Source organism: Xanthomonas arboricola pv. populi, from assembly GCF_002939945.1.
Lineage (GTDB): Bacteria > Pseudomonadota > Gammaproteobacteria > Xanthomonadales > Xanthomonadaceae > Xanthomonas > Xanthomonas arboricola_A.
On record NZ_MDEB01000002.1, the window covers coordinates 271,553 to 296,961 of the forward strand.

Sequence of the window (25,409 nt, forward strand, 5' to 3'; positions counted from 1 at the left end):
GCGCACCAGCACGTTGGCCCGCCGTGTCGATCACCAACGGCACGGCGTTCTGGCCAGCAAGGGCCCAAACGACGAACGACGCCAGATGGCGTCGTTCGTGGATGCAGGCGATGACCAGGCAATCAGCCGCGCGCGTCGGCCTCGGCCAACGCAGTGCGCAGGATTTCCTTGGCCGGCCCGCCATGCTTTTCGTGCTCAAGCGCGAAATGCACGGTGGCTTCGATCAGACCGATATGCGCACCGCAATCGAAGCGGCGGCCTTCGAAGCGATAGGCGTCGACGGTTTCCTGCTGCAGCAGTCCGGCGATCGCATCGGTCAGCTGGATTTCGCCGCCAGCGCCAGCGCCTGTCCCTTCGAGCAGCTCGAAGATCTTCGGGCTGAGCACATAACGACCGACCACCGCCAGGTTGCTCGGTGCCACTTCCGGCTTGGGCTTTTCGACGATGGCGTTGATGCGCCCCTTGCGACCATCGAACGCATCGGTGGCCACGATGCCGTAGCTGGCGGTCTTGTCGTGCGGCACATCCTCGACGGCAATGACGCTACCGCCCGAAGCCTCGGCCACATCGGCCATTTGGGTCAACGCACCGGCACCACGGTTCCAGATCAGGTCGTCCGGCAGCAACACCGCGAACGGCTCGTCGCCGACCACGGCCTTGGCACACAGCACGGCATGACCCAGACCAAGCGCTTCGGCCTGCGTCACGAAAATGGCGCGCACGCCTTCGGGCAAGGCATGCCGCACCAGCTCCAGCTGCTCGAGCTTGCCGGCGCGCTCCAGCTTTTGTTCCAGCTCGTAAGCCTTGTCGAAGTAGTCGGCGATCGAATGCTTGTAGCGGTTGGTCACGAAGATCAGCGTGTCGCAACCAGCCTGGATGGCTTCGTCGACGGCGTACTGGATAAGCGGTTTGTCGATGATTGGCAGCATTTCTTTCGGCACCGTTTTGGTTGCCGGAAGAAAGCGGGTCCCAAGACCTGCGACGGGGAATACGGCCTTGCGAATACGCTTGCTCATTAAAGTCTTCTGACCTCACGTGCGGGGAATGGAACGACCGTATCAGATCGCGCGTCGACTTTCCGTCGAGCAGCCGCAAAATCCGGCATCAGACTGCCCAGCACAGTCTCCATCGCCTTGATGTCGTAACGGTTAACCGCCTCACGCAAGCGCGTCACCAGCTGCAACACCTGCTCGTGCGAGAACTCGCGCACGCCGGCTTCCAGAATCTTGGGATGCGCGGTGGGGCGATAGTCTTCGTCGGAGTAGAACAGGGTTTCGTGCAGCTTCTCGCCCGGACGCAAGCCGGTATAGAGGATGGCCACATCCTTGCCGGGCTGCTTGCCGGCAAGACGGATCATCTGCTCGGCGAGCAGGCGGATCGGCACCGGCTCGCCCATGTCCAGCGTATAGATCGCGCCATGCGAGGCGGAGGCTGCGGCCTGCACCACCAGCTGGCAGGCTTCCGGAATGGTCATGAAGTAACGCGTCACATCCGGATGCGTCACCGTGACCGGGCCGCCCTGACGGATCTGCTCGCGGAACAACGGCACCACGCTGCCGGCCGAATCCAGCACGTTGCCGAAACGCACGGTGATGAAGCGCGTCGGCGCATCGCGCGCGTCAAGACTCTGGCAGATCATCTCCGCATAACGCTTGCTTGCACCCAGCACGTTGACCGGCTCGACCGCCTTGTCGGTTGAGATGAAAACGAAGGTCTCGATGCGTGCACGCTGACAGGCGCGCGCCACGTTTTCGGTGGCCAGCACGTTGTTGCGTACCGCCTCGCGCAATTGCTCTTCCAGCAGCGGCACCTGCTTGTAGGCGGCGGCATGGAACACCGCATCCGGCGGTGCGGTGTTCAAGGCATGCGCGACCACCGCCGGGTCGCCGCAATCGCCCAGCACACGTACCACTTCGATATCGGGGAACAACCGACGCAGGTCCGAATCGACGGTCAGTAATGCCAGCTCATCGATTTCCAGCAGCACGATGCGACGCGCGCCGTGACGCGCGCACTGGCGGCAGACTTCCGACCCGATCGACCCGCCCGCGCCGGTCACCATCACCGTCTTGTTGGTCAACCAGTCGCGAATCAAGCGCCAATCCGGGGTAACCGGTTTGCGGTTGAGCAGGTCTTCGATCGCGACTTCCTTCAGCTCTCCAGGCAACGAGCGCCCTTCCAGCACGTTGATCAGCTTGGGCACCATGCGGAATGGCAGCCCGGTGCTTTCGCAGATGGCCACCACGCGCTGCATGCCGGAGGCATCCAGCGACGGGATCGCGATGACCAGCAGTTTGGCTGCCGTTTCCTTGGCGATGGCTGCAGCCTGATCCAGGTTGCCCAGCACATTCAGGCCCTGAATCTTGGCGCCATGCAGGTTGTTGGCATCGTCCAGATACCCGACCGGCACGAATGCACCGGTGCGGCGCAGATCCCGGACAAGACCTTCGGCGGCGCGACCTGCGCCGAGGATCAACACCCGCTGCGCGGCATCGCCGGAGTGCGCGATCTGGTAATCCTTCCAGGCGCGGTACAGCAGCCGTGGCGTGCCCAGCAGCGCAGACAGGGCAAACGGATAGACGACCAGCACCGACAGCGGCACCCCATCCAGGCGGTCATAGGACAGCGCCAGCACGATCGCGACCAGACCGAGAAAACTCGACTTGAAGATGTTCCATAGGTCCGGCACCGAGGCGAATCGCCACAGCCCTCGATACAGGCCCATCTTCCAGAACACCAGGCCTTGCGCGACCAGAGCGACGGCGGTGCGCCAATCCCACAAGGGCAGATCGGGAGCCTCGCGCAGCATGGAGTAGCGGCCGGCATGCAGCAGCTGCCAGCACACCCACACCATCAACAGGTCATGCAGCACCACCGCCGCTTGCGGCAGGGCTTTGGTCAAACGGTCACGCCAGGAAATCATAAAAGTCCATTACTCAGGAATTGCGCAGTCCATCGCGCAGAAAATGCCAGATTGCGGTGGCACCCAGGCCCCATACCAGGGCCCCGCACACCTGCAGCCAAGTTGCATCATGACGAATTAGCGCATACAAGCAGACCGCAGCGACGCTGAAAGCGAAATAAATACCGGTTACCGGAACGTGCGTCTCAAGCTTGCGTGCCAGCCGCTGATAGAGATGCTGGGCATGCGGCTCCCACCACCGTTGCCCGGCGAGCATGCGAGACAGCAGCGTGAAGCCGGCGTCTACAAGAAATACGGTCAGTGGCAACCAGCTGATCCACCAGCTCACCTGCCCGCTCGCCACCGTCAGCGCCAGCAACGCAGCCAGCACATATCCCAATGCGCCACTGCCGCCGTCGCCCAGAAAGATGCGCGCACGCGGGAAGTTGAACGGCAAAAATCCCAGGCAGGATGCGGCAACCGCAAGACCGGCCCACGTCCAGGCGCCAGGCGCAACCGCGGCAAACGCCAGTGCGGCCAGAGCCGCCTGGCTGCTGGCCAGGCCGTTGATGCCGTCCATGAAGTTCCAGACGTTGATCAACACCACCGATGCCATGGCGGTGAGCACGCCATCCCAGAGCTTGCCCGTGTAATGGCTGACCAGCCAGCCCAGCATGGCCGAAGCCAATAGATGAATCGCAAAACGCAGCCTGGCCGAGAGCGGGCGATGGTCGTCCCACCAACCCACCCCGGCCACCAGCACCAAGCCGGCAGCGAACCACCTGATGATCGGGCCTGCCGCCGGCCAGAACACGCCTGCCGCCACGCACCCGGACAGCAGCGCCGCCACGATTGCCATGCCACCGCCACGCGGGGTGGCGACCACATGGCTGCGGCGTGCACCCGGATGATCGAGCAGCCGCCGATGCAGCGCGTAACGTCGCAACAACCAGGTTCCGAGTGCCGCGACCGTCAGGTGCGACAGACACCACCACAGCCAGGCCTGCGGCATCAGACCACCGCGTAATTCAACAGCGGCTTGACCGTGCCCCATTCCTTGCAACTCGGGCATTGCCAGTGGTGCGTCTTCGCGCCGAAGCCGCAGCGGGTGCAGCGGTAACTCGGGTTGCGCACCAGCAACTGGTCGGTGATGTGCTTGAGATCCTGCAAGGTGCCGACCGGGTCGCTGCCTTCGGCCAGGGTCAGGTCGATCAACGCCGATTCGCCGCGGACCGATGGCCGATCCTTGAGCTGACGGCCCAGATAGGCCAACGCCGGCGCCACGCCATCCTGCGCTTCCATCAACTGCGTCAATGCCAGCACCGGGGCGATGCCGCGATAGTGCTCGGTCATCTCGGACAGGAAATTACGTGCGCCGGCGATATCGCCGACCCGGCGATAGGCCGCCATCAATGCGGGAATGATCTCCGGCAGGTATTCCGGATCATGCCGCGCAGCACGTTCGAACGCGCGTACCGCCGCTTCGTCGTGTCCGCGCTCGGCTTCGATGCGTCCTTCCAGAATACCAGCGCGCACCGAGGTGCCGTCGGCCTGGTAGGCGCGCGCGACCGCCTGCAGCGCTTCGTCGGGCTTGCTTGAGCCGCGATAGCGATCGGCCAGTTCGCACTCGAATTGCGAAATCAGCTTGCCCATCGGCTCGCCGGTGACTTCTTCGTAACGGGTGGCGTTATCGATCGCCTTTTCCCAATCACGCTCGGCCTGATAGATGCCGATCAGATGACGCAACGCCTGCGGCGCACGCTGATCCAGTTGCGCCAACTCGGTGAACACGGTCTCGGCACGATCCAGCAGGCCGGACTTCATATAGTCCTCGCCCAACGCGAGCAAGGCCTGCACGCGCTGCTGATCGGTCAGGTCGGCGCGTTGCACCAGGCCCTGATGTAGCCGGATCGCGCGATCGACCTCACCGCGACGGCGGAACAGATGCCCCAACGCGACCTGGGTCTCGAAGGTTTCCTTGTCCAGTTCGGCGATGTGCAGAAACAGCTCGATCGCCTTGTCCGGCTGCTCGTTGAGCAGATAGTTCAGACCGCGAAAATACGTGCTGGACAGGCGACTGACCTGGGTGTCGCCATGGCGTTGACCGCCGCGGCGGCCAACGATCCAGCCCCCCAGCGCTGCCAACGGCACGAACAGGAAGAACCAGATCCACTCGGTCAGAAAGTCCATACGCGCTTACAGTCCATCAAAGGGGCGCGGCTCGACTGCGGCAGGCGCAATGGGCCTGGCATCGGTGCGACTGACTGCAACGGCCTTGTTGGCCTGGCGCAGTTTGGAATAGAGGGGAATCACCACACTGACCAGCACCATGCCGGCACCGATCAACACACCGACCAGCAGCGCGACGATGATCGCGATTCCGGAGGTGGTATGCACACTAGAGAAAAGGAAGTCGAGAGTGACGTCCTGGGAATTGACCGCACCGATGATCAGACCGACCAACAGGAAGGCCAACATCACCAGCAAGCGAAACACCTTCATGGCCGGACTCCGTCAAAAGAGGCTTAGCTTAACCGAGCCGCCATAAACGCAGCGGCAGAACGACCTCAGTCAGCCGCATCCAGCAGATCGACCGGGATCACGGAGCTGACACGCTCGCGCAACTCCTTGCCAGGCTTGAAATGCGGAACATGCTTGCCCGGCAACGCGACCGACTCGCCGGTCTTCGGATTACGACCAAGACGTGGCGGGCGGTAATGCAGCGAGAAGCTGCCGAACCCACGGATTTCGATCCGATCACCATCGGAGAGCGCCTGCCCCATCATTTCCAGCAGCGATTTGACTGCCAGATCCACGTCGTCCGCCTTCAGATGCGCTTGACGTCGCGCCAGGATTTCAATCAATTCGGACTTGGTCATGGGAAGACTTGCTTTTTTCGACTGACACATCGGAATCGGCCCGGGCAAGCCCGGGCCGATCCATCACGCTCTTGCGAGCGCTACGCGCTTACTCGGACTTGTTGCTGTTCAACTGCGCACGCAGCAGCGCGCCCAGCTGAGTCATGCCACCGGATGCGGCCGAAGACTGGTATTCCTCCAGCGTTTCGCGCATTTCGGCATCGTCCTTGGCCTTGATCGACAGCTGCAGGGTGCGGCCCTTGCGGTCCATGCCCACGAACTTGGCTTCGATCTTGTCACCGACCTTCAGGTGCTGGGTCGCGTCGTCCACACGCTCGTTGGCGATGTCGCGCGCAGCGACGTAGCCTTCGATGCCATCGGCCAGGTCGATCGTGGCGCCCTTGGCGTCCACTTCACGCACCACGCCTTCGACCTTCGAACCCTTCGGGTTGGACGCCATGTACTGGCCGAACGGATCCTGCTCCAGCTGCTTGACGCCCAGGCTGATGCGCTCACGTTCCGGATCGACTGCCAGCACAACGGCTTCCAGCGTGTCGCCCTTCTTGTAGTTGCGCACGACATCTTCGCCGGTGGTGTTCCAGCTGATGTCGGACAGGTGGACCAGACCGTCGATGCCGCCGTCCAGACCGATGAAGATGCCAAAGTCGGTGATCGACTTGATCTGGCCCGACACCTTGTCGTTCTTCTTGTGGGTGGCAGCGAAGGTTTCCCACGGATTGGCGGCAACCTGCTTCATGCCCAGCGAGATGCGGCGACGCTCCTCGTCGACATCCAGCACCATCACTTCGACTTCGTCACCAACCTGCACAACCTTGGACGGGTTGACGTTCTTGTTGGTCCAATCCATCTCGGAGACGTGCACCAGACCTTCGACGCCCGGCTCGATCTCGACGAATGCGCCGTAATCGGTGACGTTGGAGACCTTGCCGAACACGCGGCTGTTGGCCGGGTAACGACGTGCGATGTTGTCCCACGGATCTTCGCCCAGCTGCTTCAGGCCGAGGCTGACGCGGTTACGCTCGCGATCGAACTTCAGCACGCGCACGTCCAGCTCGTCGCCGACGTTGACGACTTCGGACGGATGGCGCACGCGCTTCCAGGCCATGTCGGTGATGTGCAGCAGGCCGTCGATACCGCCCAGGTCCACGAACGCGCCGTAGTCGGTCAGGTTCTTGACGACACCCTTCAGGATCGCGCCTTCCTGCAGCTTGTCCATCAGCTGCTCGCGCTCTTCCGAGTGCTCGCTCTCGACCACGGCACGACGCGAAACCACCACGTTGTTGCGCTTGCGGTCCAGCTTGATCAGCTTGAACTCGAGTTCCTTGCCTTCCAGGTAGGCCGGGTCGCGCACCGGGCGCACATCCACCAGCGAACCAGGCAGGAACGCGCGGACATCCTTGATGTCCACGGTGAAACCACCCTTGACCTTGCCGCTGATGCGACCAGTGATGGTTTCGTTCTTTTCCAACGCCTCTTCCAGCTCGTCCCACACCATTGCGCGCTTGGCCTTCTCGCGCGACAGCACGGTCTCACCGAAGCCGTTCTCGATGGAATCGAGGGCAACCTTGACCTGGTCGCCTACGCCGACATCGATCTCGCCAGCGTCATTACGGAACTGCTCGATCGGCACGATGCCTTCGGACTTCAGGCCAGCGTTGATCACCACCACGTCGCCGCGCACTTCCACGACGGTACCGGTGACGATCGAGCCCGGCTTCAGCTTCGCCAGATTGGCTTGACTGGCTTCGAACAGTTCAGCAAAAGATTCTGTCATTTGAATTTTACTCAGTTGAACACACGGGCGTTGATCGTCGAATACGACAGATGCCAAGCGCCCAGCCTGTTGGTCGACTCCGAACAGCGAGTCGGTTAAGTAGTAGTAGAACCGCCACACGGGATGTGCGACGGAGCCTTGGAACGCCTTACGGTCGGCGGGACATGCCCGCTTGCGGAACGCTTACGACGACGTGCGAGCGGCTAACAACCCGACCACACGCTGGACGACATCCTCGATCCCCATTCCGCTGGTATCGATCAGCACGGCGTCTTCGGCCGGCCGCAATGGCGCCACCACCCGCTGCGCATCACGGGCATCACGGGCCATGATCTCGCGCAGCAGGTCGTCAAAGATAACCGAAACACCCTTTTCCATCAACTGTTTATGGCGACGGCCCGCACGTTCTTCGGCACTGGCGGTCAGAAACACCTTGAAGGCGGCATCGGGGAAGATCACCGTGCCCATGTCGCGCCCATCCGCGACCAGGCCGGGCACTCGCCTGAATGCGCGTTGGCGCTCTTTCAGCGCGCTGCGCACCTCGGGAATGGCCGCAATCGCCGAGGCCAGTGCCCCGGTGGTTTCCAAGCGCAGTTCGCCGGTGGCATCCACGCCGTTGACCATCACCCGCAGCCCCTCCGCGCCTGCATCGTCGAACTCCACCCTGGTGTCGAAGGTGCAGCGCACCAGTGCAGCCGGGTCGGAAACGTCCAGATCGGCCCAGCTCGCCGCCACGCCCACCGCACGATACAGTGCGCCCGAATCGAGGTAATGCCAGCCCAGCCGGGCGGCCACGATCCGGCTCACGGTCCCCTTGCCGGCGCCGGAGGGACCATCGATGGTAAGGACGGGCGAAAGGTCGGTCATTCAGGTTTCCGGAAGGTCATCAGCCGGTAGTGTAGCGCCGCTCGCAGGGATTCGGATGCAACCACTTGAAAGCACGACGAAAAGCCGGTTAGAATTGCCGGCTTAATTCAGGGTGCACCCTCGATTGCGGGCACTCTTCCATCGAATCCAACCGTTTACGCCGAGGTGTGCCATGAAAGTCCTGTCCTCCCTGAAGTCTGCGAAGACCCGTCACCGCGACTGCAAGGTGGTCCGCCGCCGCGGCAAGGTCTTCGTGATCTGCAAGTCGAACCCGCGTTTCAAGGCGCGTCAGCGCTAAGCTTTCGCTGCGCGTGCAAGACCCGAGAAAGCCGCCTCCGGGCGGTTTTTTCTTGGCCGATGCTTCACGCCAGCCGTTGCTACATGCAGGCTGCAGTGCGCCGTGACCTGGCTGGCTCCGCGCGGCGGTCGAGCTGGCAGATATCCGGCGCAGCGTTGGGTAACACGCTCTGCAAGCACGCCTGTCCTGGTTTTTGCTGTAATCACCATCCGAATCTTGTCCACTGGGGAGTAGATGACATGCGCAACCGTTCGTTTGTCCTGCCGCTGATCGCACTGATGGGGATCAGTGCCGTTGCGTCGGCCGATACGCTGCTGGTCGACCGTGCACGGCAAAAACCGGCCGCTGCCCTGCCCCTGCGCGGCGACAGCATGAGCCAGGTCGAAGGCCGTTACGGCGCGCCGCAGGAAAAGCTGGATCCGCGCGGCGGCCAGAAGCGCCAGTGGCCGACGATCCACCGCTGGGTGTATCCGGCCTTCACCGTGTACTTCGAAAAGAGCCGGGTGATCGACGTGGTGGCCAATCAGGCCGATGCCAACGAGATCGGGCCAAAACCGCCGATCAGGTGATCGCGGGTGTTCGAACTCCATCGGATGGTGACTGCAACAGTGGTTTGTTCCAATGATGCGCAGGAAGCGGTCAATGCGAGCTCCAGGCAACGGCGATGTTGTGCAGTGCCATCCAGCGCAACCAGGATGCAGGCAGATCGCAAGAGTCGATTTTGACGCGAGTCCCTCGCAAGCGCCGATTTGAGGCGAATCCCTCGCAAGCGCCCGCACATCCATGTGCCGGGATTGAATTAACGGCCTGGCATTGCCTGGCATTGATTAGGTAGTTGCAAGTTATGACCGATAGCGTTCGCTTCCCCGCCGAGTGGGAACCTCAGTCCGCCGTGTTGATTGCATGGCCGCATGCGGGCACCGATTGGGCCGAGCGTCTTGCCGAGGTGGAAGAGACCTATATCGCGCTGGTCACGGCGATTTCCCGTTTCGAGCCGGTGATCGTGTGCGTGGCCGATGACGATCTGCAGATCTATGCGGAAGCGCGGTTGCGCTCGGCGCGGGTGGATATGACGCAGGTGCGCTTCGTGATTGCGGCCTACAACGACACCTGGCTGCGCGATTCCGGCCCGATCACGCTGCGCCAGGATGGCGGTTTCCGCCTGATGGATTTCCGTTTCACCGGCTGGGGCGGCAAGTTCGAGGCCAGCCTGGACGATCAATTGGTCACCTCGCTGGATGCGGCGCAGGTGTTCGTGCCGTCGCAGGTGCAGACGGTCGACTTTGCGCTGGAAGGCGGCGCGATCGAGACCGATGGTGCGGGCACCTTGCTGACCACCTGGAAGTGCCTGCACGAGCGGCATCCGCAGCGCACGCGCAACTCGCTGAGTGCCGATCTTGCCGCGTGGCTGTCGCAGGACCGTGTGCTGTGGCTGGATCATGGCTACCTGGAAGGCGACGACACCGACGCGCATATCGATACGCTGGCGCGCTTTGCCGGCCCGGATGCGATCGTCTACCAGGGCTGCGATGTGGCCGCCGATTCGCATTACACCGAACTGCAGGCAATGGGTGCCGAACTGGCGGCGTTGCGCAGGGCCGATGGACAGCCGTATCGCCTGTTCGTGTTGCCGTGGGCCGAGCCGATTCTGGATCAAGGCCGGCGTCTGGCCGCCTCGTACGCCAATTTCCTGATCGTCAACGGGGCGGTGCTGATGCCGGCTTACGGCGACAAGGCCGATGCGAGCGCGCAGGCGGTGCTGGCCGAGGCGTTTCCTCACCACACCATCGTGCCGGTGCCGTGCCGCCCGTTGATCTGGCAGAACGGCAGCCTGCACTGTCTGACCATGCAACTGCCCGCCGGTTTGCTGGCTGTCTGAGTCACTCCTGTCCGGCCGGCAGGCCGGTGTTACACCATCGCGCGCTACCTTAGTGCGTCACTTACGCTGGACCAATCGCCATGACCCGTCATCTCCTTCCCGTCGCGCTGATCCAGGAGCGCAACCACGGCGACGCCGCGGCCAATCTGGCCATCATCGAATCGCGCGTGGCCGAAGCCGCTGCGCAGGGCGCCAAGCTGGTGCTGCTGCAGGAACTGCACAACGGTGCGTATTTCTGCCAGCACGAGTCGGTGGACGAATTCGACCTGGCCGAGCCGATCCCCGGCCCCAGCACCGAGCGTCTGGGCGCACTGGCCAAGCAGCACGGTGTAGTGCTGGTGGCCTCGTTGTTCGAGCGCCGCGCGGCCGGGCTGTATCACAACACTGCGGTCGTGTTCGAAAAGGACGGCCGCCTGCTCGGCAAGTACCGCAAGATGCATATCCCCGACGATCCGGGCTTCTATGAAAAGTTCTATTTCACCCCGGGTGATCTGGGCTTTGCGCCGATCGATACATCGGTCGGTCGTCTTGGCGTGCTGGTGTGCTGGGACCAGTGGTACCCCGAGGCGGCGCGCCTGATGGCGCTGGCCGGCGCGGAACTGCTGCTCTACCCCACCGCGATCGGCTGGGATCCGGATGACCAGCAACCCGAGCAGGAACGCCAGCGCGATGCCTGGGTGCTCAGCCATCGCGGCCATGCGGTCGCCAACGGGGTGCCGGTGCTGTCGTGCAACCGCGTCGGCCATGAGCCCTCGCCACTGGGGGCATCGGGCATCCAGTTCTGGGGCAACAGCCATGTGCTGGGGCCGCAGGGCGAGTTCATCGCCGAAGCCGGACAGGACCCGACCGTGCTGGTGTGCGACGTCGATCTGCAGCGCAGCGAACACGTGCGCCGCATCTGGCCGTTCCTGCGCGATCGCCGCATCGATGCGTATGGCGATCTGCTCAAGCGCTACATCGACTGACCGCATGCCTGTCGAGTTGCGCGAGGTCCGCGACGCTGATGTCCCGGCAATCACCGCCATCCATGCGGAGCAGATTGCCGGGGTCAACAGCTACGAATACATCGCTCCGTCGAGCGATCAGATGCGCGCGCGGGTGCGCGCGAGCGTGGATGCCGGTTATCCGTACCTGGTCGCCGAGCGCGATGGTGTGGTGGTCGGCTATGCCTACGTCGGCGCCTATCGCGCACGCGCCGGCTATCGCTGGACCGTCGAGAACTCGATCTATCTCGCCAGCGGCGCGCAAGGCCACGGTATCGGCAAGGCCTTGCTGGGCGCGCTGATCGCACGCCGCGAACGACGCGGCTATCGACAGATGATTGCGGTGATCGGCGATGCAGAAAACCAGGCATCGCGACGGCTGCATGAACGTTTTGGTTTTCGCACGGTCGGAGTGTTCACCGGTATCGGCCGCAAGCATGGTCGCTGGCTGGACGGCGTGCAGATGCAAAGCGCGCTCGGCTCCGGTGACACCGCCCCTCTTTCTGATGAATGACCCCATGACTGAGCAAACCACCCACGTTCTGGACGATGCGCTGTCCGGCCAGCCGCATCGCATCGTCGAACGCGATGGCGTGCGCTATACCTTGCTCGGCACCGCGCATGTGTCGCTGGCCAGCGTGGCCGCGGTGCAGCAGGCGATCGGCAGCGGTCGCTACGACGCGGTGGCAGTGGAGCTGGACGCGCAGCGCCTGCAGGCGCTCAGCGACCCGGATGCCCTCGCCCGCCTGGACCTGGTGCAGGTGATTCGCAAGGGCCGGGTAGCCTTGTTCGCGGCGAACCTCGCCCTGGCCGCCTACCAGCGTCGCCTGGCCAAGCAGCTCGGCATCGAGCCGGGTGCTGAGTTGAAGGAAGCGGTGAATCTGGCGCGCGCGCAAGGCCTGCCGGTGCACCTGATCGATCGCGAAGTTGGCCTGACCTTCAAGCGCGCGTCCGGGCGGCTGGGATTCTTCGGCAAGATGAAACTGGCCGGCGGCCTGCTCGGTGGCCTGTTCGCGGCCGATGAGGTGGGCGAAGAGGAAATCGAAAAGCTCAAGCAAGGCGACATGCTGGAGGCGAGCTTCGGCGATTTCGCCAGCGAAAGCCCGGAGCTGTACGAGACCGTGATTGCCGAGCGCGACCAGTACATGGCCACGCGCCTGCGCGAGGAAGCTACTGCGGATCAGCGCGAGATATTGGCGGTGGTCGGCGCAGGACATCTGGCCGGCCTTGCACGCCACCTGGAGCAGGACACCGCCGCACCCGGCCCGTTGCGCGAGTCGCTGGAATACGTGCAGCAGCGCAAGCGTGTTCCGTGGATCACGCTGGGCATTCTGGCGATCATCATCACCGGGATCGGGATCGGGTTCTGGCGCGGCGGTCTGAGCATGGGCGCGGACCTGTTGTTGCAGTGGGCGATGTATACCGGCGGACTGGCGGCACTGGGCTGTCTGTTGGCCGGCAGCCATCCGCTGAGCATCCTCACTGCAGCGGTCGTGGCGCCCTTCAAGCCGTTCCGTCTCAGCGTGCCGACCGGTGCGTTCGCCGCCCTGGTCGAAGTGCATATGCGCAAGCCGGCCTACGGCGATTTCCTGTCGCTACGCGACGATGCGCAGACCTTGCGCGGCTGGTACCGCAATCGCGTCTCGCGCGTGGTACTGACCTTCCTGCTGACCAACGTCGGCAGCATGGCCGGCGTGTGGCTGGCCGGTGTACAGATCTTCAATCGCCTGCATGGGTAAGCGGGGCGGCGCTGCAGTGCGCCGCGATCTGTTGCTTTTCGGAGGAGCGCACCCGGGCGCGATGGGGCGTTACCGGTAACGCCCCATCGCGCCCGGGTGCNACCCACACACCGTAGTGATCCGATGCCCAGCGCCCTTCGGCATACGGCGTGTCGAACAGGATGCGGGCTTCGCGGGCCAGCAGGCGGTTCTGCTGGAAGAACACGTGGTCGATACGCGCCGGCTTGTCGAAGACATGCAGGTTCAAGGTGCTGACGGTGGCGTCGCTGTTGCGATGCACGCTGCCGTAACTATCGCCATAGCCCTTGCGTAGCGCTTCCAGATCGAGGGCATCGGCAGCGGTGTTGAAGTCGCCAGCAATCACGACCGGCGCCTGCTTGCTGTTGGAGGAAATGAAATCCAGCAGGTCCGCAACCTGCCGCGTGCGTGTGGCAGTGCCGCGTGTATCGGCACGCTCGTTGAGGTGGGTGACGTAGACGTTGATCGGCTGGCCGTCGATATCGACCTGCAGATGCGCGGCAACGCGGTAATCGTCCAGCGGCTGCAGCAGGCGCTGATGCCGGGCCAGCACTTTGCGCCGGCTCAGCAACGCGTTGCCGTAGCGCTTGGGCGCGCCGACCGGATCTGCCGAGGCGAAGGTGTAGTCGTAATCCAGCTTGCGCGCCAGCCAGGCCGCCTGATTCTCCACGCTGCCGCGGCGTTCGATCACCTCCTGCAGCGCGATCACATCCGGCGCCAGTTGCTTGAGTTCCCTTGCGATGTAGGCGCGACGCGCCGGCCAGTCTTCGCGGTCGTGATGCAGGTTGAGCGTGACCAGGGTCATCTCGCGCTGCACTGCGCTGGGCGATGGCACTGCCCGGGATGCGCGTTCTACGTGATCGGTCTTGTTGGCCTGTGCGGATTGCGCGACCTGCCCGGCGTGGGTGGCCTGGGTGGCCTGGGTGGCTTGTACAGCGACAGAGCACAGCAGCAGCGCCACCAACACGACCGGCCATCCGGCACGTCGCCGCGCCGGCGCTGCCCAGGCCGGTCGAGGGGCGTCAGTCATTGCGTGGCGCGCTCGGCCCGCCGCACCGCGTTGGGCACATCGATCTGCACGTTGGCCGGCACCTGTTGAATCCGCAGCTCGCCGTTCTGCCATTGCGCCGATTCGCCGTTGATGCTGGCCTTGCCTGGGGTGCCCTGGTACGGCCACGGCAACACCACCCCGCCCGGCGGCAGGATCAGGCCGGGCTGTAGTTGCAGCACCAGCTGCTTGTCGGTGCGCTGCAAGGTGTAATTGAGGCGTCCGTACGGCGTGCGCAGTTCGGCGATGCCGATGCCCTTGCCCTCGAACCAGCGCGTCGGCGTGCCGGCAGCGATGACCAGGCTGGCATCGGATTCGCGCCCGTAGGCGAACATGTCCAGCACCGAGCGCACGAAATCCGAGGCGACCCAGGCATGCGGCAGGTCGCCGACGAAGAACGGCGTGCGTGGCGTACGCGAGACCACTTCGGCCCATTGGTTCCAGGGTTGCGGCGCGCGGTCCTTGAAGAAGAACGCGGTAGCGTCCCAGGCGCGGTCGCGCCAGCCCAGGCGGACGAACGCGGCCACGTTGCGCCATTCGTAAGGTGTGTAGTCCTTCCATGCGCGCTTGCCGTCGCGGCGGTCGGAAAACTCCTTCCAGTAGCGCTCGAAGGTATTGGTCAACAGGTCCGACGGCAGGCGTTGCTGCTCGCCCCCCGGTGCCAGTGCGATGGTGGTGGAGGTCGCGTCGAAGTCGCCAAGCTCGGCCGAGCCGGGCAGGAAATCGAGAGTGTGCTGGCGCACGGCCGCACCCAGCGAGGCGATCAGGTCGCCACTGAATTCGTCGCGCGCGGTGCTGAAGCGGGCGACCTCGTCGGGCTTGTCGAGCGCGCCGGCCAGCATCACCGCATCCTTGTAGCCGCGCAGCGCCCAGAAGTTGTCCCAGTACGAATGCACCGGCTTGGCCGAATAGCCTTCGTGGCTGATCGACACCGGCATCATTCCGTAGAAGGCCGGGTTGCGCATGAAGTTGTCTTCGGTGCGCTCGCTGGCGCGCAGCTTTTCCATGTACTCGTAGGCGCCGGTCACGTGCGGCCACATCGTTTCCAGGAACGCCTTGTCGCCGGTGTAGCGGTAGTACTCGGCGATGTTGAAGATCAGCTCGCCATGGCTGTCGTTCTCCGGCACCGGGTCGCTGCCGCGGTCGTCCACGCAACACGGCACCATGCCGTCGGCGAACTGATACGGCGCGAACCAGTCGACGTACTCGCGCACCACGTCCTCGCGGCCGAGTCGCAGCAGGCCTTCGGAAATCATCGCGCCGTCGCGGATCCAGCTGCGCGAATACGAGCGCGTGCCCGGCTGCAGACGCGGGCCGATACGCGAGATCAACATGTGCGCCAGCGCAGTGCGCAAGGTGTCGACCACCGGCTTGCCTTCGGCCGGCACGCTGATGCGCACGCGATCGAGCTTGCTGCGCCATTGCTGGGCCACCTGCTGCTGTGCCTGGTCGGCATCGAAGCCGGCCGGCAGTTGCGCGGTACCGGTCTGCGGAATCACCAGCGCCACCTCGCGCCGTTGGCCGGGCTCCAGCTTCCAGCGATACAGCAGCACGCCCGAGGCCAGGCCGGTTTCGTCCCTGACCTGGGTGATCGTCGGCGGCGTGGCAGCGGCGAGATGGCTGACATCCATGCCGCTGTCGAAGGCGCTGGCAAAGCCGGCATCCGGACGTTGCGCGGCGAACACGCGCGGCTTGCCGTTGACGCTGACCTGCGCGCCATCCACCGCCAGTTGGTCGATCCGGCTGACGCCGCCCAGGGTGTTGAGGAACTGCGCCGGCGGATTGACCTGGAACGGACGCACCGCCAACGCCAGGGTGAAGTCGCGCGCCTCCTTGCCGGTGTTGTGGAGTTGATAGCGCGCGACCAGTTGCGCCTGATCCGGGGTGCCCTGCACGAACGCGGTCACGCGCAGGTTCATCAGGTCATGATGCCAGTCGACGCTGGGAATCGGCAGGTAATCGTCCTGCAGGCTCTGCTCGCTGCTGACGTCGGACCAGTGCAGCAACTTGCCGCCGGTGACCACAAACGGCTCGATGCTGAAACCACCCTTGCCCACTTCCACTGCACCGTCTTCGCCGATCAGGCCCTGCTCGGTGCCGCCATCCAGACCCAGGATGGTCCAGTACGGCTGCTCGCCGGAGAAACCACGCGGATAGCTGCCGCGCGGCATCTGCGCGGCCAGCGATTTGATGAAATCGTTCGGGGTTGCCGCAAACGCCAGCGGCTGCAGCTGCACTTCCTTGATGCCGTAGCGCCAGTTGGGGCCGTCCTTGAGATCGAAGCGCAGGTAACGCGCCTCGGTGTCCGGCAGTGCCAGCCAATCGGTACCGCCGGCACCGGCAGTGACGGTGCGCAGATCGCGCCAGCCGCGCCCATCGCTGGACGCGCGCACCACGTATTGGGAGGCCTGCAGGCCGGGCACCCACTGCACCACCGCGCCGCCGAATTCGCGCACCTTGCCCAGATCCAGGGTGACGGTCTGTTGCTTGACCGCGCCACTGAGCCAGAAGGTCTCCGGCTTGCCATCGGCCAGGCGTTGTTCCAGTGCGGGCGCGGTATCGGTGATCGCCTCGGCCTTCAACGGCGAGGTGTCCTCCGGCGGCAGCGGCGTGAGCGTCAGGCGGTCGAAGCACACCGTGCCCTTGCCGCCGACCTTGTTGTAGATGGTGAACTCGACATCGGCGCTACTGCGCAGCTGCTTGTCCTGGTCCGGACCCCAGGCTTTTTCGATGGTGCGCTTGCGATAGCCGAAGGTCGTCCAGTTCTTCGGGAAGTCGAAGCCGGGCCGGTTGACCCACCACACGTTGTCGCCGCTGGCATCGATCAGCTTGACCTGCAGGTCGTTGGACGGCGAATCGCCGCGCAGCGAAAAGCCGATGCGGTAATTGTCCGGATAGGCGATCGGCAGGTTGCGACGGATGCCGACATAGCCGGACACGCCGTTGAAGTTGTAGTCCAGGCATAACGCGTGGCCGCCGGCGCTGGTGGTCACCGGCCGCAGCGAGCCGCTGACCTGATTGGACACCACCAGGCGCCAGGCGCCGATGTCGTTGAAGCCGTCGAGCACGCGCTCTTGCGCCTGCGCCGTGCCCGCAGAGGTGGCAACAGCGGCCATGGCAAACAGTCGCAGGAACACTCGCTTCACCCCTTCACACTCCCCAGCAGAAGACCTTGGATGTAGTAACGCTGCAGCGCCACGAACAATAGCAGCACCGGAATCACCGTCACCACCGCGCCGGCCATCATCAGCTCCACGTCCATGATGTGCTCGCGCGACAACGCTGCCAGCGCCACCGGCAAGGTGTACTGCTCCTGGTCGGTCAGCACGATCAGCGGCCACATGAAATCGTTCCATGAGCCCATGAAGGTGAAGATGGTCAAGGTGACCAGCACCGGCTTGAGCATCGGCAGCACGATCTGGAAGAAGATCCGCATCTCGCTGGCGCCGTCGATGCGCGCGGCTTCGATCAGCTCATCGGGAATGCTGCGCGCGTACTGGCGCACCAGGAAGATGCCGAACACCGTCGCCAATGCCGGCACCACCACCCCGCCGATGTTGTTGACCAGATGCAGCTGCTTCATCAACAGGAACAGCGGCAGCATCGCCACCTGCGCGGGGATCACCAGCGCGGCCATCAGGATCTTGAAGATGCGCTCGCGGCCGACGAACCGCAGCTTGGCGAACGCATAGCCGGCCATGGTGTTGATCAGCAACGAGCCGAGCGTGATCAGCCCGGACACCATCAGGCTGTTGGCGAAGTTGCGCGCCATGCCGGTGCGCGCGAACAGCTCGTGGTAATTGGCCAGGGTGAACGCCGAGGGCAGCATCGGCGGCGGGAAGCGGCTGGCCTCGCCGGTGGGCATGAACGACACCGACAGCATCCACAGCAGCGGCGCCAGGCTGACCAGCGCCAGCACCAGCAAGCCACCGTTGATCAGCACGGCATTCCAGCGCGATTGGCCGACATCACGACTCATATCAAATCTCTCTTGCGGCCGAAGCGCAGCATCACGGTGGTCACCGCCAGGATGATCAGGAACAGCAGGAACGCCACCGCCGACGCGCGGCCGAGGTTCCACCACTTGAAGCCTTCCTCGAACATGAAGTACAGCACGCTCACGGTGCTCTGCAGCGGGTCGCCGCGGGTCATCACGTAAGGCTCGGCAAACAACTGGAAATAGCCGGAAATGGTGATCACCCCGACCACCATCAGTACCGGGCCGAGCATCGGCAAGGTGATATGCAGGAACTGCTTCCAGCGCGAGGCGCCGTCGATGCGCGCGGCCTCGTACAGGTCCTGCGGGATCGCCTGCAGCCCGGCCAGGAAGATCACCATGTTGTAGCCGAAGTTCTTCCATACCGCGAACAGCATGATGGTCGGCATCGCCCAGCGCGGGTCGCCCAGCCAGTCGATCGGGGCGATGCCCAGATGGCTCAGACCGAAGTTCACCAGGCCGTACTTGATGTGGAACAGATAGCGCCAGATCACCGCCACCGCCACCAGCGTGGTCACCACCGGGGCGAACAAGGCGGTACGGAACAGCGCCTTGAAGCGCGAGGCCTTGGCGTTGAGCAGCAATGCGGCGCCCAGCGACACGCCGATCGACATCGGCACGCCCAGCAGCACGAAATACGTGGTGTTCCACAACGACTTCCAGAATAGCGGCGTCTGCAGCAGCTCGATGTAGTTGCCCAGGCCGACGAAGCGCAGATGGCTGCTGTCGGCCAGCGCGTACAGGTCGAAGTCGGTGACGCTGAGCACCAGCGCGGCGAACACCGGCACGCCGAAGAACATGCCCAGCACCAGGATCGACGGCGCGGCGAACACCCAGCCGGCGACGGAATTACGCTTCATCATCGTGCCGCTCCCTTGCCCGCTACCGGAGCTGGCGCTGCGGCAGGAGTCGCCGCAGGCGTTGCTGATTCACCGGCCGGGCCGACATGCCCGCCCTCCTGTTCGAAGATCCAGCGGCGCTTGGCCAGAATCTCGTCCACGCGTTTATCCAGTTCCTGCACGGCGGCCTCGTGCGATTGACCGCCGCGCACCACGCGCTCGGTCACCAGGCGCATTTCCTGCACGATGCGCTCCCACTCCAGCACTTTGGGCGTGGCCTTGACCCGCTCAAGCTGATCGCCGAAGGCATGCGCCAGTTCGTCGTTGGCCAGAGAGGGCAACTTCCAGGTGCTGCGACGCGGCGGCAGGTCGCCGATGATGGCGTGGAAGCGCGCCTGCACCTGCGGCTGCGACAGGTATTCGATCAGCTTCCAGCTGGCGTCTTTGTGCCGGGAAGACTTGAAGATCACCAGGCTGGAACCGCCGGCGATTCCCGCGCCCAGGCCGTTGGGTCCCGGCAGCGGCGCGGTGCCCCACTTGCCTTCCATGCCCGGCGGCTGGCGCAGCTTGAACTCGCGCACGTTCCACGGGCCGGACAGATAGAACGCGTAATAGCCGTTGAAGAACTCGTACCAGACGTTGGAAACCTGGGTCTCGGAGACCTTCGGCGCCCAGCCCTTCTGGTACATGGTGTCGTAGAAGCCCAGCGCCTTGCGGAAGCCCTCGCCGCGGAAGTTGCCGTAGTTGTCGTGGTCGCGCAGCAGGCGATCGTCCTGCTGCAGCGCGAACGACAGCTGCTGCTCGAACTCGTTGAGCGGCATCAGGATGGCGTAGCGGTCCGGGCCGACCTTACGTTTGATCGCCGCCATCACCTGTTCCATCCCGGCCCAGGTCTTGGGCATCTGGCTGTAACCGGCCTCGCGCAGCAGATCCTTGCGGTAGAACAGCAATCGCGTGTCCACATACCACGGCACGCCATACAAGGTGCCATCGACCAGATTGGTGTCCCACACGCCGGGGAAATAATCCTGCGGATCGACGATCCTGGAGCGCGCCACGTACGGCTGCATCGGTTCCAGCGTGTCGAGCAAGGCGAACTCCGGCAGCCAGGTATTGCCGAGCTGGCACACGTCCGGCAGGCCATCGGCGGCAAAGGCGGTCAGCAGTTTTTCGTGCGCCGCCGTCATCGGAATGTTCTGCACATCCACATGGATGTCCGGGTTCTGCTTCTCGAACTCGGTCACCAGCTCGGCGACCACTTCGGCCTCCTTGCCCATGGCCCAGAAGCGCACGGTGGTCTTGCCTGGATCGGGGCGTTCGCATCCCGCCACACCCAGACACAGTGCGGCGGACAGTATCAACAGTTTCAAAAGGCGCACGGATTACTCGGGTTTGGGGCGTTGCGTGGAGTTTTGGCGTTGCGAGGGGTCTTGCTGGGCCTGGGCAGCAGCGGCACGCGACTCGGCCATGCCCAGCGAGCGTGCGGCGGCCTTTTGCTCGTCCTTCTGCGGCGCCGGCTGCGGCTCGCCTTCGGGGGTAAGCCAGCCGCCGGTGAAACCGGCGCGTTCCAGACCGGCCCGGATGTAGGGGTTCTTCTTCATCACGGTCCAGACGAATTCGCTCTGGTAGTTGGCGATCATCGCCAGGATCGGGCCCTGATCGATGGCGATGTAGTCGCTGGCCACCCAGCCACGGTCCGGCACCATACGCCCGGTCTTGAGCGGGATGTCGTAGTTGAAGCTGGGATTGAACGAATCCAGAAAGCCGTAGCTGGAATACAGGAAGTCGCCATAGCGCTTGTGCATTTCTTCGGTGGCCGGGATCACCACTTCCGGGGCGAACACGATCGAGGCAATCGCCGCCGACGGCACGATGGTGCCGTCGTCGAAATTCTCGCGCAGGCCGGCGCCGCGCGAGGAGTAGTGGCGGAACTGACGCTGCTCGCCACGGTATTCCTGGCTGGTATTCTGCGGGCCGTCGCCTGCGGTCAGACCCCAGACGTTCTCGCCGTAGTCCTTCCACTTCATCGGGTTGTCGATGGCGTAGTCGCGCTGGGCCAGAGTGGCGCGGCGGCTGTTGAGGAAATAGTCGATACCGCGTTCGCGCATGTACTGGTCCTGGATATCGCGGAAATCGACCCAGACATGGCTGTATTGGTGACCGAACAGCGGGCCGAAGGACAGGTATTCCTGGCCCTGGTAGACGCCCCAGTCGTTGTTGTAGGTGCGGGTCCAGCTGGTCCACGCATCCACATCCACGCCGTGGGTCGGCGAGCCCAGCGCAAGGATGTACAGCATCATCGCTTCGTTGTAGCCCATCCAGTCGTGGTCGATGAAGCCGCTCTCAGGGAACCAGCCCATCGAGATCAACGGTGCGCGCTGCTGCAGCCAACGCCAGTCCACGCGCTTGTACAGCGCATCGGCGATCTGCCGGATCTCTTTTTCGCGCGGGTCGTCGCCGTCGTAATACGACTGGGTGAACAACACGCCCATCATCAGCAGCGCGGTGTCCACGCTCGACAGCTCGACCCAGCTGTCGTAACGATTGCCCTGCTGCATGTCCAGGAAGTGGTAGTAGAAGCCCTTGTACCCGGCCCTACCGGTCCGCTGCGGCCCCATCGGCGCATCGCGGAAGAATTTGAGTGTGGTCAGGGTGCGGTCGATCGCCTGATTGCGACTGACCCAGCCATTTTCGATCCCGATCGGGTACGCGGTCAGCGCGAACCCCACCGAGGCGATGCTGGCGAACGGACGCGACGGAAACCGGTCCGGCGACAGCCCATTGAGCTCGTTGGTGGTGTCCCAGAAAAACTGGAAGGTGCGACGTTCGATGTCCGAGAACAGCGGCGGCAGCGGCGGTTTGACCGGCTTGGGTGGCAGCTGCGCTTCCACCAGGATGACTTTCACCGGTGCCTTCTTTTCGGCCACCTTGGGCTCCTCTGCCTGTTTGCAGGACGCCAGCACCAGCGCGCCCAGCAATAGTGGAATCGTCGACCAATACGAAGTCCTGCCCCTGTTCATCCGCCCCCCACTCGTGTAATCGATTACATCTCGCACGCCAACCTACCCTATCCAAGCGCCGAGTTCGACCGCCCCGGCAGCTGCCGGGGCGGTCGAGTACCTCACCAGTTCAGGCCGAAGGCCAGACGGAAGGTACGCATCGGCGACGCCAGCACACCGGTCGGGGTGCCGTAAGCCGTGTTCAAGTCTCCGAGTGTCCCGGTCTCGCCGTTAAAGTTGGCGTAGTTCACCCAATTGAACACGTTGAGGATATCCGCACGCACGTTGAATTTGACACCGCCGCCGGTATCCCATTCTTTGTTGGCGGCGATGCTGAACTCTTTGTAGCCCAGCGTGCCGTCCGGCTTGAACTGGACGATGTAGCACTGGTCGTTGCCGGCCAGGCAATTCTGTCCGTAACGCGCAGTCTGGCTGGCCAGCGACAGCTTGCCGGACAGTTTGATCTCGTACGGCAGCTCGTAGATGCCGGTGACCACCAGGCGGTTCTTGGCGATGCCGCCGGCCTCGCGCCAGCCGTAGTCTTCGATGCGTTCGCGATCCAGTGCGTAGTGCTCGCCGAACTGGCGGTTTTCCTTGGCGTCGGAATAGGTGTAGGCCACGGTCAGGCCCCAGCCGGATTCCTCGTCGAAGGGCTTTTCGACCTGCAGGGCGAGCTGGTTGTTGCGGGTTTCCACGCCGTTGGTGCCCAGCACGATGGCGCTGTAGCCGTCCGGACCGTCGGTCGGCGAGCCGGAAGTGGTGCCCGGCTGGAAGAAGGAACCATCCGGCAAACGGTTGCCGCGCACGAACGCGAAGCCGTCATGGCTTTCGATGCGGCTCAGGGTCACGTCGGTGAACCAGTCCTGGCCCCACAGCGGCACCATGTTGCGCATGCCGATGCTGAATTGGTCCGAGTACGGGGTCTTGATGTTGTTGTCGATCAGGTAGACCTCGCGACCGCCGCCGCCACTGCTGGTCGCCGCCAGTGCGTCGAGACCTTCCTGGGTGCTGTAGGCCGGATTCCATGCCACGCACGGGTCGCCCAGGCAGGCCTGGCTATTCTGGTTGTTGGGGTTGGTGAAGTAATAGCTGTAGGACTTGAACGAATTATTGAGCTGCTCGAGCGCCAGGTAATCGAAGATGTTGCGGTCGTACGCGCGGCCGGCACCGCCGTAGATCACGTGGGCCTGATCGCCGAACAGGTCATAGGAGGCGCCCAGACGCGGTTGCCAGGCATTTTTGAACGCCTTGCGGTTGTTGCCGGTGCTGATGAAGTTGTTGATGTCGTAGTTGGCGTTGCGCAGGTTGGTCCAGTTCTGCAAGGCACCGGCGACGTCGGACGGGGTGACGAAGTCCAGGAACGCCGGGGTTTCTTCGTAGTCGTAGCGCACGCCCACGTTCAGGGTCCAGTGCTCGTTGACCTCCCAGTCGTCCTGCAGATAGATGCCGTACTGCTTGTTCTTGGACACCACCGAACCGCCGCCTTCGACCAGCGGCGCACCGAAGCGCACCCGGTACGGCGTTTCGAGATCGCCGAGGATGTTGTAGTAGTACTGCGGGTTGGCCGGGTTGAACTGGGTGGAATCCAGATCGATGCTCTTGAACTTCACACCCATCTTGACGGTGTGCGCGCCGTGCCATTCCAGGCTGTTCAAGGTCAGATCGTCCTGGAAGGTCCAGCCCTTCTGCCCCTTGCGCTGGAAGCTGCTGCCGGCGCCGGCGGACAGCACTTCGTCCTCGATGCCGCGCACTGGCGCATAACTCAGCACATAACCGGTGCCGTTGTTGATCGGCGCCTGGTTCCAGAACGCGCTCTCGTAGCTGAGGTTGGCCTCGTTGAGGAAGTTGGCGCCGCTGTACTGCCAACGCAGGTTGGCGCGCTTTTCTTCCTGGCCGTTGATGCTGCCGTGCTCCAGGGTCGAGGTGCCGCCGACGTCGTTGAGCTCGTCTTCCTTGCGGTACTTGCCGCTCAGCTCGAACAGGCTGTTGTCGCCGATGGTCCAGTCGATCTTGGCGAAGTACAGGTCTTCCTTGAATGGCGTGCTGTAGGTGGCGACCAGCGGCTGCAACTGCGTGGGCAGCTGATCGACACGGTCCGAATAGATCGAACCGGGGATTACCACGTTCGGGGTGGTGTATTCCTTGGCTTCATAGGCAACGAAGAAATGCGCCTTGTCCTTGAGGATCGGGCCGCTGAAGGTCGCGCCGTACTGAGTTTCCTCGAAGTCGTCACGCACGCCGGCGCGCTTTTCCAGCGGGCTCTCTTCACGCCAGCTGTCGTTACTGGTGTCCCAGAAGAAGCTGCCGTGGAAATCGTTGGTACCGGACTTGGACGAGGCCACGATGGCCGCGCCGCTGACCTGGTCGAACTCGGCCTTGTAGTTGGAGGTGATGACCTTGTACTCGCCGATCGCCGACTGCGGGAACGGATTGCCGCGGCTGGAATCCTGGCCGCTGACGCCACCGGTGAGCACGTAGTTCTTCTGGCTGACGCCGTCGATATAGACGTTGGTGCCTTCGGCCGAGGTGGCGCCCGAACGGACCTTGGTGGTGCCGTTGGCATCGCGGGTGAACTGCACGTTCGGCACGGTGTCGGCCAGTTCCAGGAAGTTGCGCGTGGCACGCGGCAGGTTCTGGATCTGCACGTTGGAGATATAGGTGGCGTTCTCGGAGGTACGGGTTTCCACCAGTACCGGCGGCGCCTTGACCTGCACCGCGTCCAGCGTGGTGGCGTTACCACCGGCGGCCGTGGCCGGTTCGCCGCCGACGCCCAGATTCAGGGTCGCGGTCTGGCCGACCTGCACGGTGACGTTCTGCGAGGTGGTCTGGCCGTTGGCGGTGACGTCCAGGCGGTACGAACCCGGCGGCAGGCCACCGAGCGAGTAGCCGCCGTTGCTGACCTGTACGGTGCGGGTCAGGCCGGTGGCAAGGTTGGTCGCGGTGACCTGGGCCTGGCTGGCAGGTGCCGAATCAACCGTGACCTGGCCGCGGATGGTCGCGGCAGCACTCTGCGCGAAGGCCGGTGCGGCACCCAGCAGCAGGCAACTGGCCAGGGCGCAGCTGAGCAGCTTGCGCGCCGGACTGGCGGAATGGGTGTAGTAGTGGCGCATTGGTCCCTCCAGGGATCGGTACAGATTGTTGTTGTGGCGTTGCGACTTGCAGGAACGACCGCTGCGGGGGGCAGCGG

At 63.9% G+C, this 25,409-nt stretch carries 20 protein-coding genes and 1 pseudogene; 6 read left to right on the forward strand and 15 right to left on the reverse strand.

Translation table 11 applies throughout. The annotated features are described in order from the left end of the window. Positions 1-122 precede the first annotated feature (122 nt). From galU to cmk, 8 genes are all read right to left on the reverse strand, one after another. Positions 123-1,016, reverse strand: coding sequence for a UTP--glucose-1-phosphate uridylyltransferase GalU (gene galU, locus XaplCFBP3123_RS07645; protein ID WP_104533503.1), 894 nt, complete (start codon positions 1,014-1,016; stop codon positions 123-125). Continuing rightward, entirely contained in the window at positions 1,016-2,923 is a 1,908-nt protein-coding gene (locus XaplCFBP3123_RS07650; RefSeq protein WP_172453145.1) for a polysaccharide biosynthesis protein, read from the reverse strand. The genes galU and XaplCFBP3123_RS07650 overlap by 1 nt, the downstream gene beginning before the upstream one ends. Positions 2,924-2,936: 13 nt before the next feature. After that, the gene (locus XaplCFBP3123_RS07655) at positions 2,937-3,914 is read right to left on the reverse strand and encodes an MraY family glycosyltransferase (RefSeq protein ID WP_104533504.1); all 978 of its coding nucleotides are present in this window, start codon (positions 3,912-3,914) and stop codon (positions 2,937-2,939) included. Beyond that, positions 3,914-5,092, reverse strand: coding sequence for a lipopolysaccharide assembly protein LapB (gene lapB / locus XaplCFBP3123_RS07660; protein ID WP_104533505.1), 1,179 nt, complete (start codon positions 5,090-5,092; stop codon positions 3,914-3,916). Before lapB ends, XaplCFBP3123_RS07655 begins: the two co-directional genes overlap by 1 nt. Before the next feature lie 6 nt (positions 5,093-5,098). Beyond that, positions 5,099-5,404, reverse strand: coding sequence for a lipopolysaccharide assembly protein LapA domain-containing protein (locus XaplCFBP3123_RS07665; protein WP_104533506.1), 306 nt, complete (start codon positions 5,402-5,404; stop codon positions 5,099-5,101). 65 nt (positions 5,405-5,469) lie between these two features. Beyond that, positions 5,470-5,781: an integration host factor subunit beta gene (locus tag XaplCFBP3123_RS07670; RefSeq protein ID WP_104533507.1), complete on the reverse strand. Its 312-nt coding sequence runs from the start codon at positions 5,779-5,781 to the stop codon at positions 5,470-5,472. A gap of 88 nt (positions 5,782-5,869) precedes the next feature. Continuing rightward, complete coding sequence (rpsA, locus tag XaplCFBP3123_RS07675) at positions 5,870-7,555, reverse strand: 30S ribosomal protein S1 (RefSeq protein WP_016903550.1); 1,686 nt, start codon at positions 7,553-7,555, stop codon at positions 5,870-5,872. A gap of 183 nt (positions 7,556-7,738) precedes the next feature. Then, positions 7,739-8,422: a (d)CMP kinase gene (cmk, locus tag XaplCFBP3123_RS07680; RefSeq protein WP_104533508.1), complete on the reverse strand. Its 684-nt coding sequence runs from the start codon at positions 8,420-8,422 to the stop codon at positions 7,739-7,741. 172 nt (positions 8,423-8,594) lie between these two features. Between cmk and ykgO the strand changes: the two genes are divergently transcribed. The 6 genes from ykgO (at position 8,595) to XaplCFBP3123_RS07710 (ending at position 13,321) form a co-directional block, all read left to right on the forward strand. After that, positions 8,595-8,720, forward strand: a complete 126-nt coding sequence (ykgO, locus tag XaplCFBP3123_RS07685; RefSeq protein WP_005913193.1) for a type B 50S ribosomal protein L36 — start codon at positions 8,595-8,597, stop codon at positions 8,718-8,720. Positions 8,721-8,959: 239 nt separating this feature from the next. Then, complete coding sequence (locus XaplCFBP3123_RS07690) at positions 8,960-9,289, forward strand: hypothetical protein (RefSeq protein ID WP_104533509.1); 330 nt, start codon at positions 8,960-8,962, stop codon at positions 9,287-9,289. Between the two features lie 275 nt (positions 9,290-9,564). After that, on the forward strand, positions 9,565-10,599 hold the full coding sequence (locus XaplCFBP3123_RS07695) for an agmatine deiminase family protein (protein WP_172453146.1): 1,035 nt from the start codon (positions 9,565-9,567) through the stop codon (positions 10,597-10,599). Positions 10,600-10,679: 80 nt separating this feature from the next. Continuing rightward, entirely contained in the window at positions 10,680-11,564 is an 885-nt protein-coding gene (locus XaplCFBP3123_RS07700; RefSeq protein ID WP_016904714.1) for a carbon-nitrogen hydrolase, read from the forward strand. A 4-nt stretch (positions 11,565-11,568) separates the two neighbouring features. Beyond that, a complete protein-coding gene (locus XaplCFBP3123_RS07705; RefSeq protein ID WP_104533511.1) occupies positions 11,569-12,096 on the forward strand; it encodes a GNAT family N-acetyltransferase in 528 nt (175 codons plus the stop codon). After that, entirely contained in the window at positions 12,089-13,321 is a 1,233-nt protein-coding gene (locus XaplCFBP3123_RS07710; protein WP_104533512.1) for a TraB/GumN family protein, read from the forward strand. The genes XaplCFBP3123_RS07705 and XaplCFBP3123_RS07710 overlap by 8 nt, the downstream gene beginning before the upstream one ends. A 101-nt stretch (positions 13,322-13,422) precedes the next feature. Here the strand turns inward: XaplCFBP3123_RS07710 and XaplCFBP3123_RS07715 are convergent. From XaplCFBP3123_RS07715 to XaplCFBP3123_RS07745, 7 genes and pseudogenes are all read right to left on the reverse strand, one after another. After that, positions 13,423-14,303, reverse strand: a pseudogene (locus tag XaplCFBP3123_RS07715) (endonuclease/exonuclease/phosphatase family protein); the annotation flags it as partial. A gap of 62 nt (positions 14,304-14,365) precedes the next feature. Next, positions 14,366-17,503 carry a discoidin domain-containing protein gene (locus tag XaplCFBP3123_RS07720; RefSeq protein WP_172453148.1) on the reverse strand — a complete coding sequence of 1,046 codons (3,138 nt, stop codon included), beginning with the start codon at positions 17,501-17,503 and terminating at the stop codon, positions 14,366-14,368. A 26-nt stretch (positions 17,504-17,529) separates the two neighbouring features. After that, positions 17,530-18,366 (reverse strand): carbohydrate ABC transporter permease, encoded by an 837-nt coding sequence (locus XaplCFBP3123_RS07725; RefSeq protein ID WP_104533514.1) that lies wholly within the window; start codon positions 18,364-18,366, stop codon positions 17,530-17,532. Then, positions 18,363-19,247 (reverse strand): carbohydrate ABC transporter permease, encoded by an 885-nt coding sequence (locus XaplCFBP3123_RS07730; RefSeq protein WP_104533515.1) that lies wholly within the window; start codon positions 19,245-19,247, stop codon positions 18,363-18,365. The genes XaplCFBP3123_RS07725 and XaplCFBP3123_RS07730 overlap by 4 nt, the downstream gene beginning before the upstream one ends. Continuing rightward, positions 19,244-20,602, reverse strand: coding sequence for a sugar ABC transporter substrate-binding protein (locus tag XaplCFBP3123_RS07735; protein ID WP_104533516.1), 1,359 nt, complete (start codon positions 20,600-20,602; stop codon positions 19,244-19,246). The genes XaplCFBP3123_RS07730 and XaplCFBP3123_RS07735 overlap by 4 nt, the downstream gene beginning before the upstream one ends. 3 nt (positions 20,603-20,605) lie before the next feature. After that, on the reverse strand, positions 20,606-22,243 hold the full coding sequence (locus XaplCFBP3123_RS07740) for a glucoamylase family protein (protein ID WP_104533517.1): 1,638 nt from the start codon (positions 22,241-22,243) through the stop codon (positions 20,606-20,608). Positions 22,244-22,344: 101 nt separating this feature from the next. Then, the gene (locus XaplCFBP3123_RS07745) at positions 22,345-25,332 is read right to left on the reverse strand and encodes a TonB-dependent receptor (RefSeq protein WP_104533518.1); all 2,988 of its coding nucleotides are present in this window, start codon (positions 25,330-25,332) and stop codon (positions 22,345-22,347) included. Positions 25,333-25,409 lie beyond the last annotated feature (77 nt).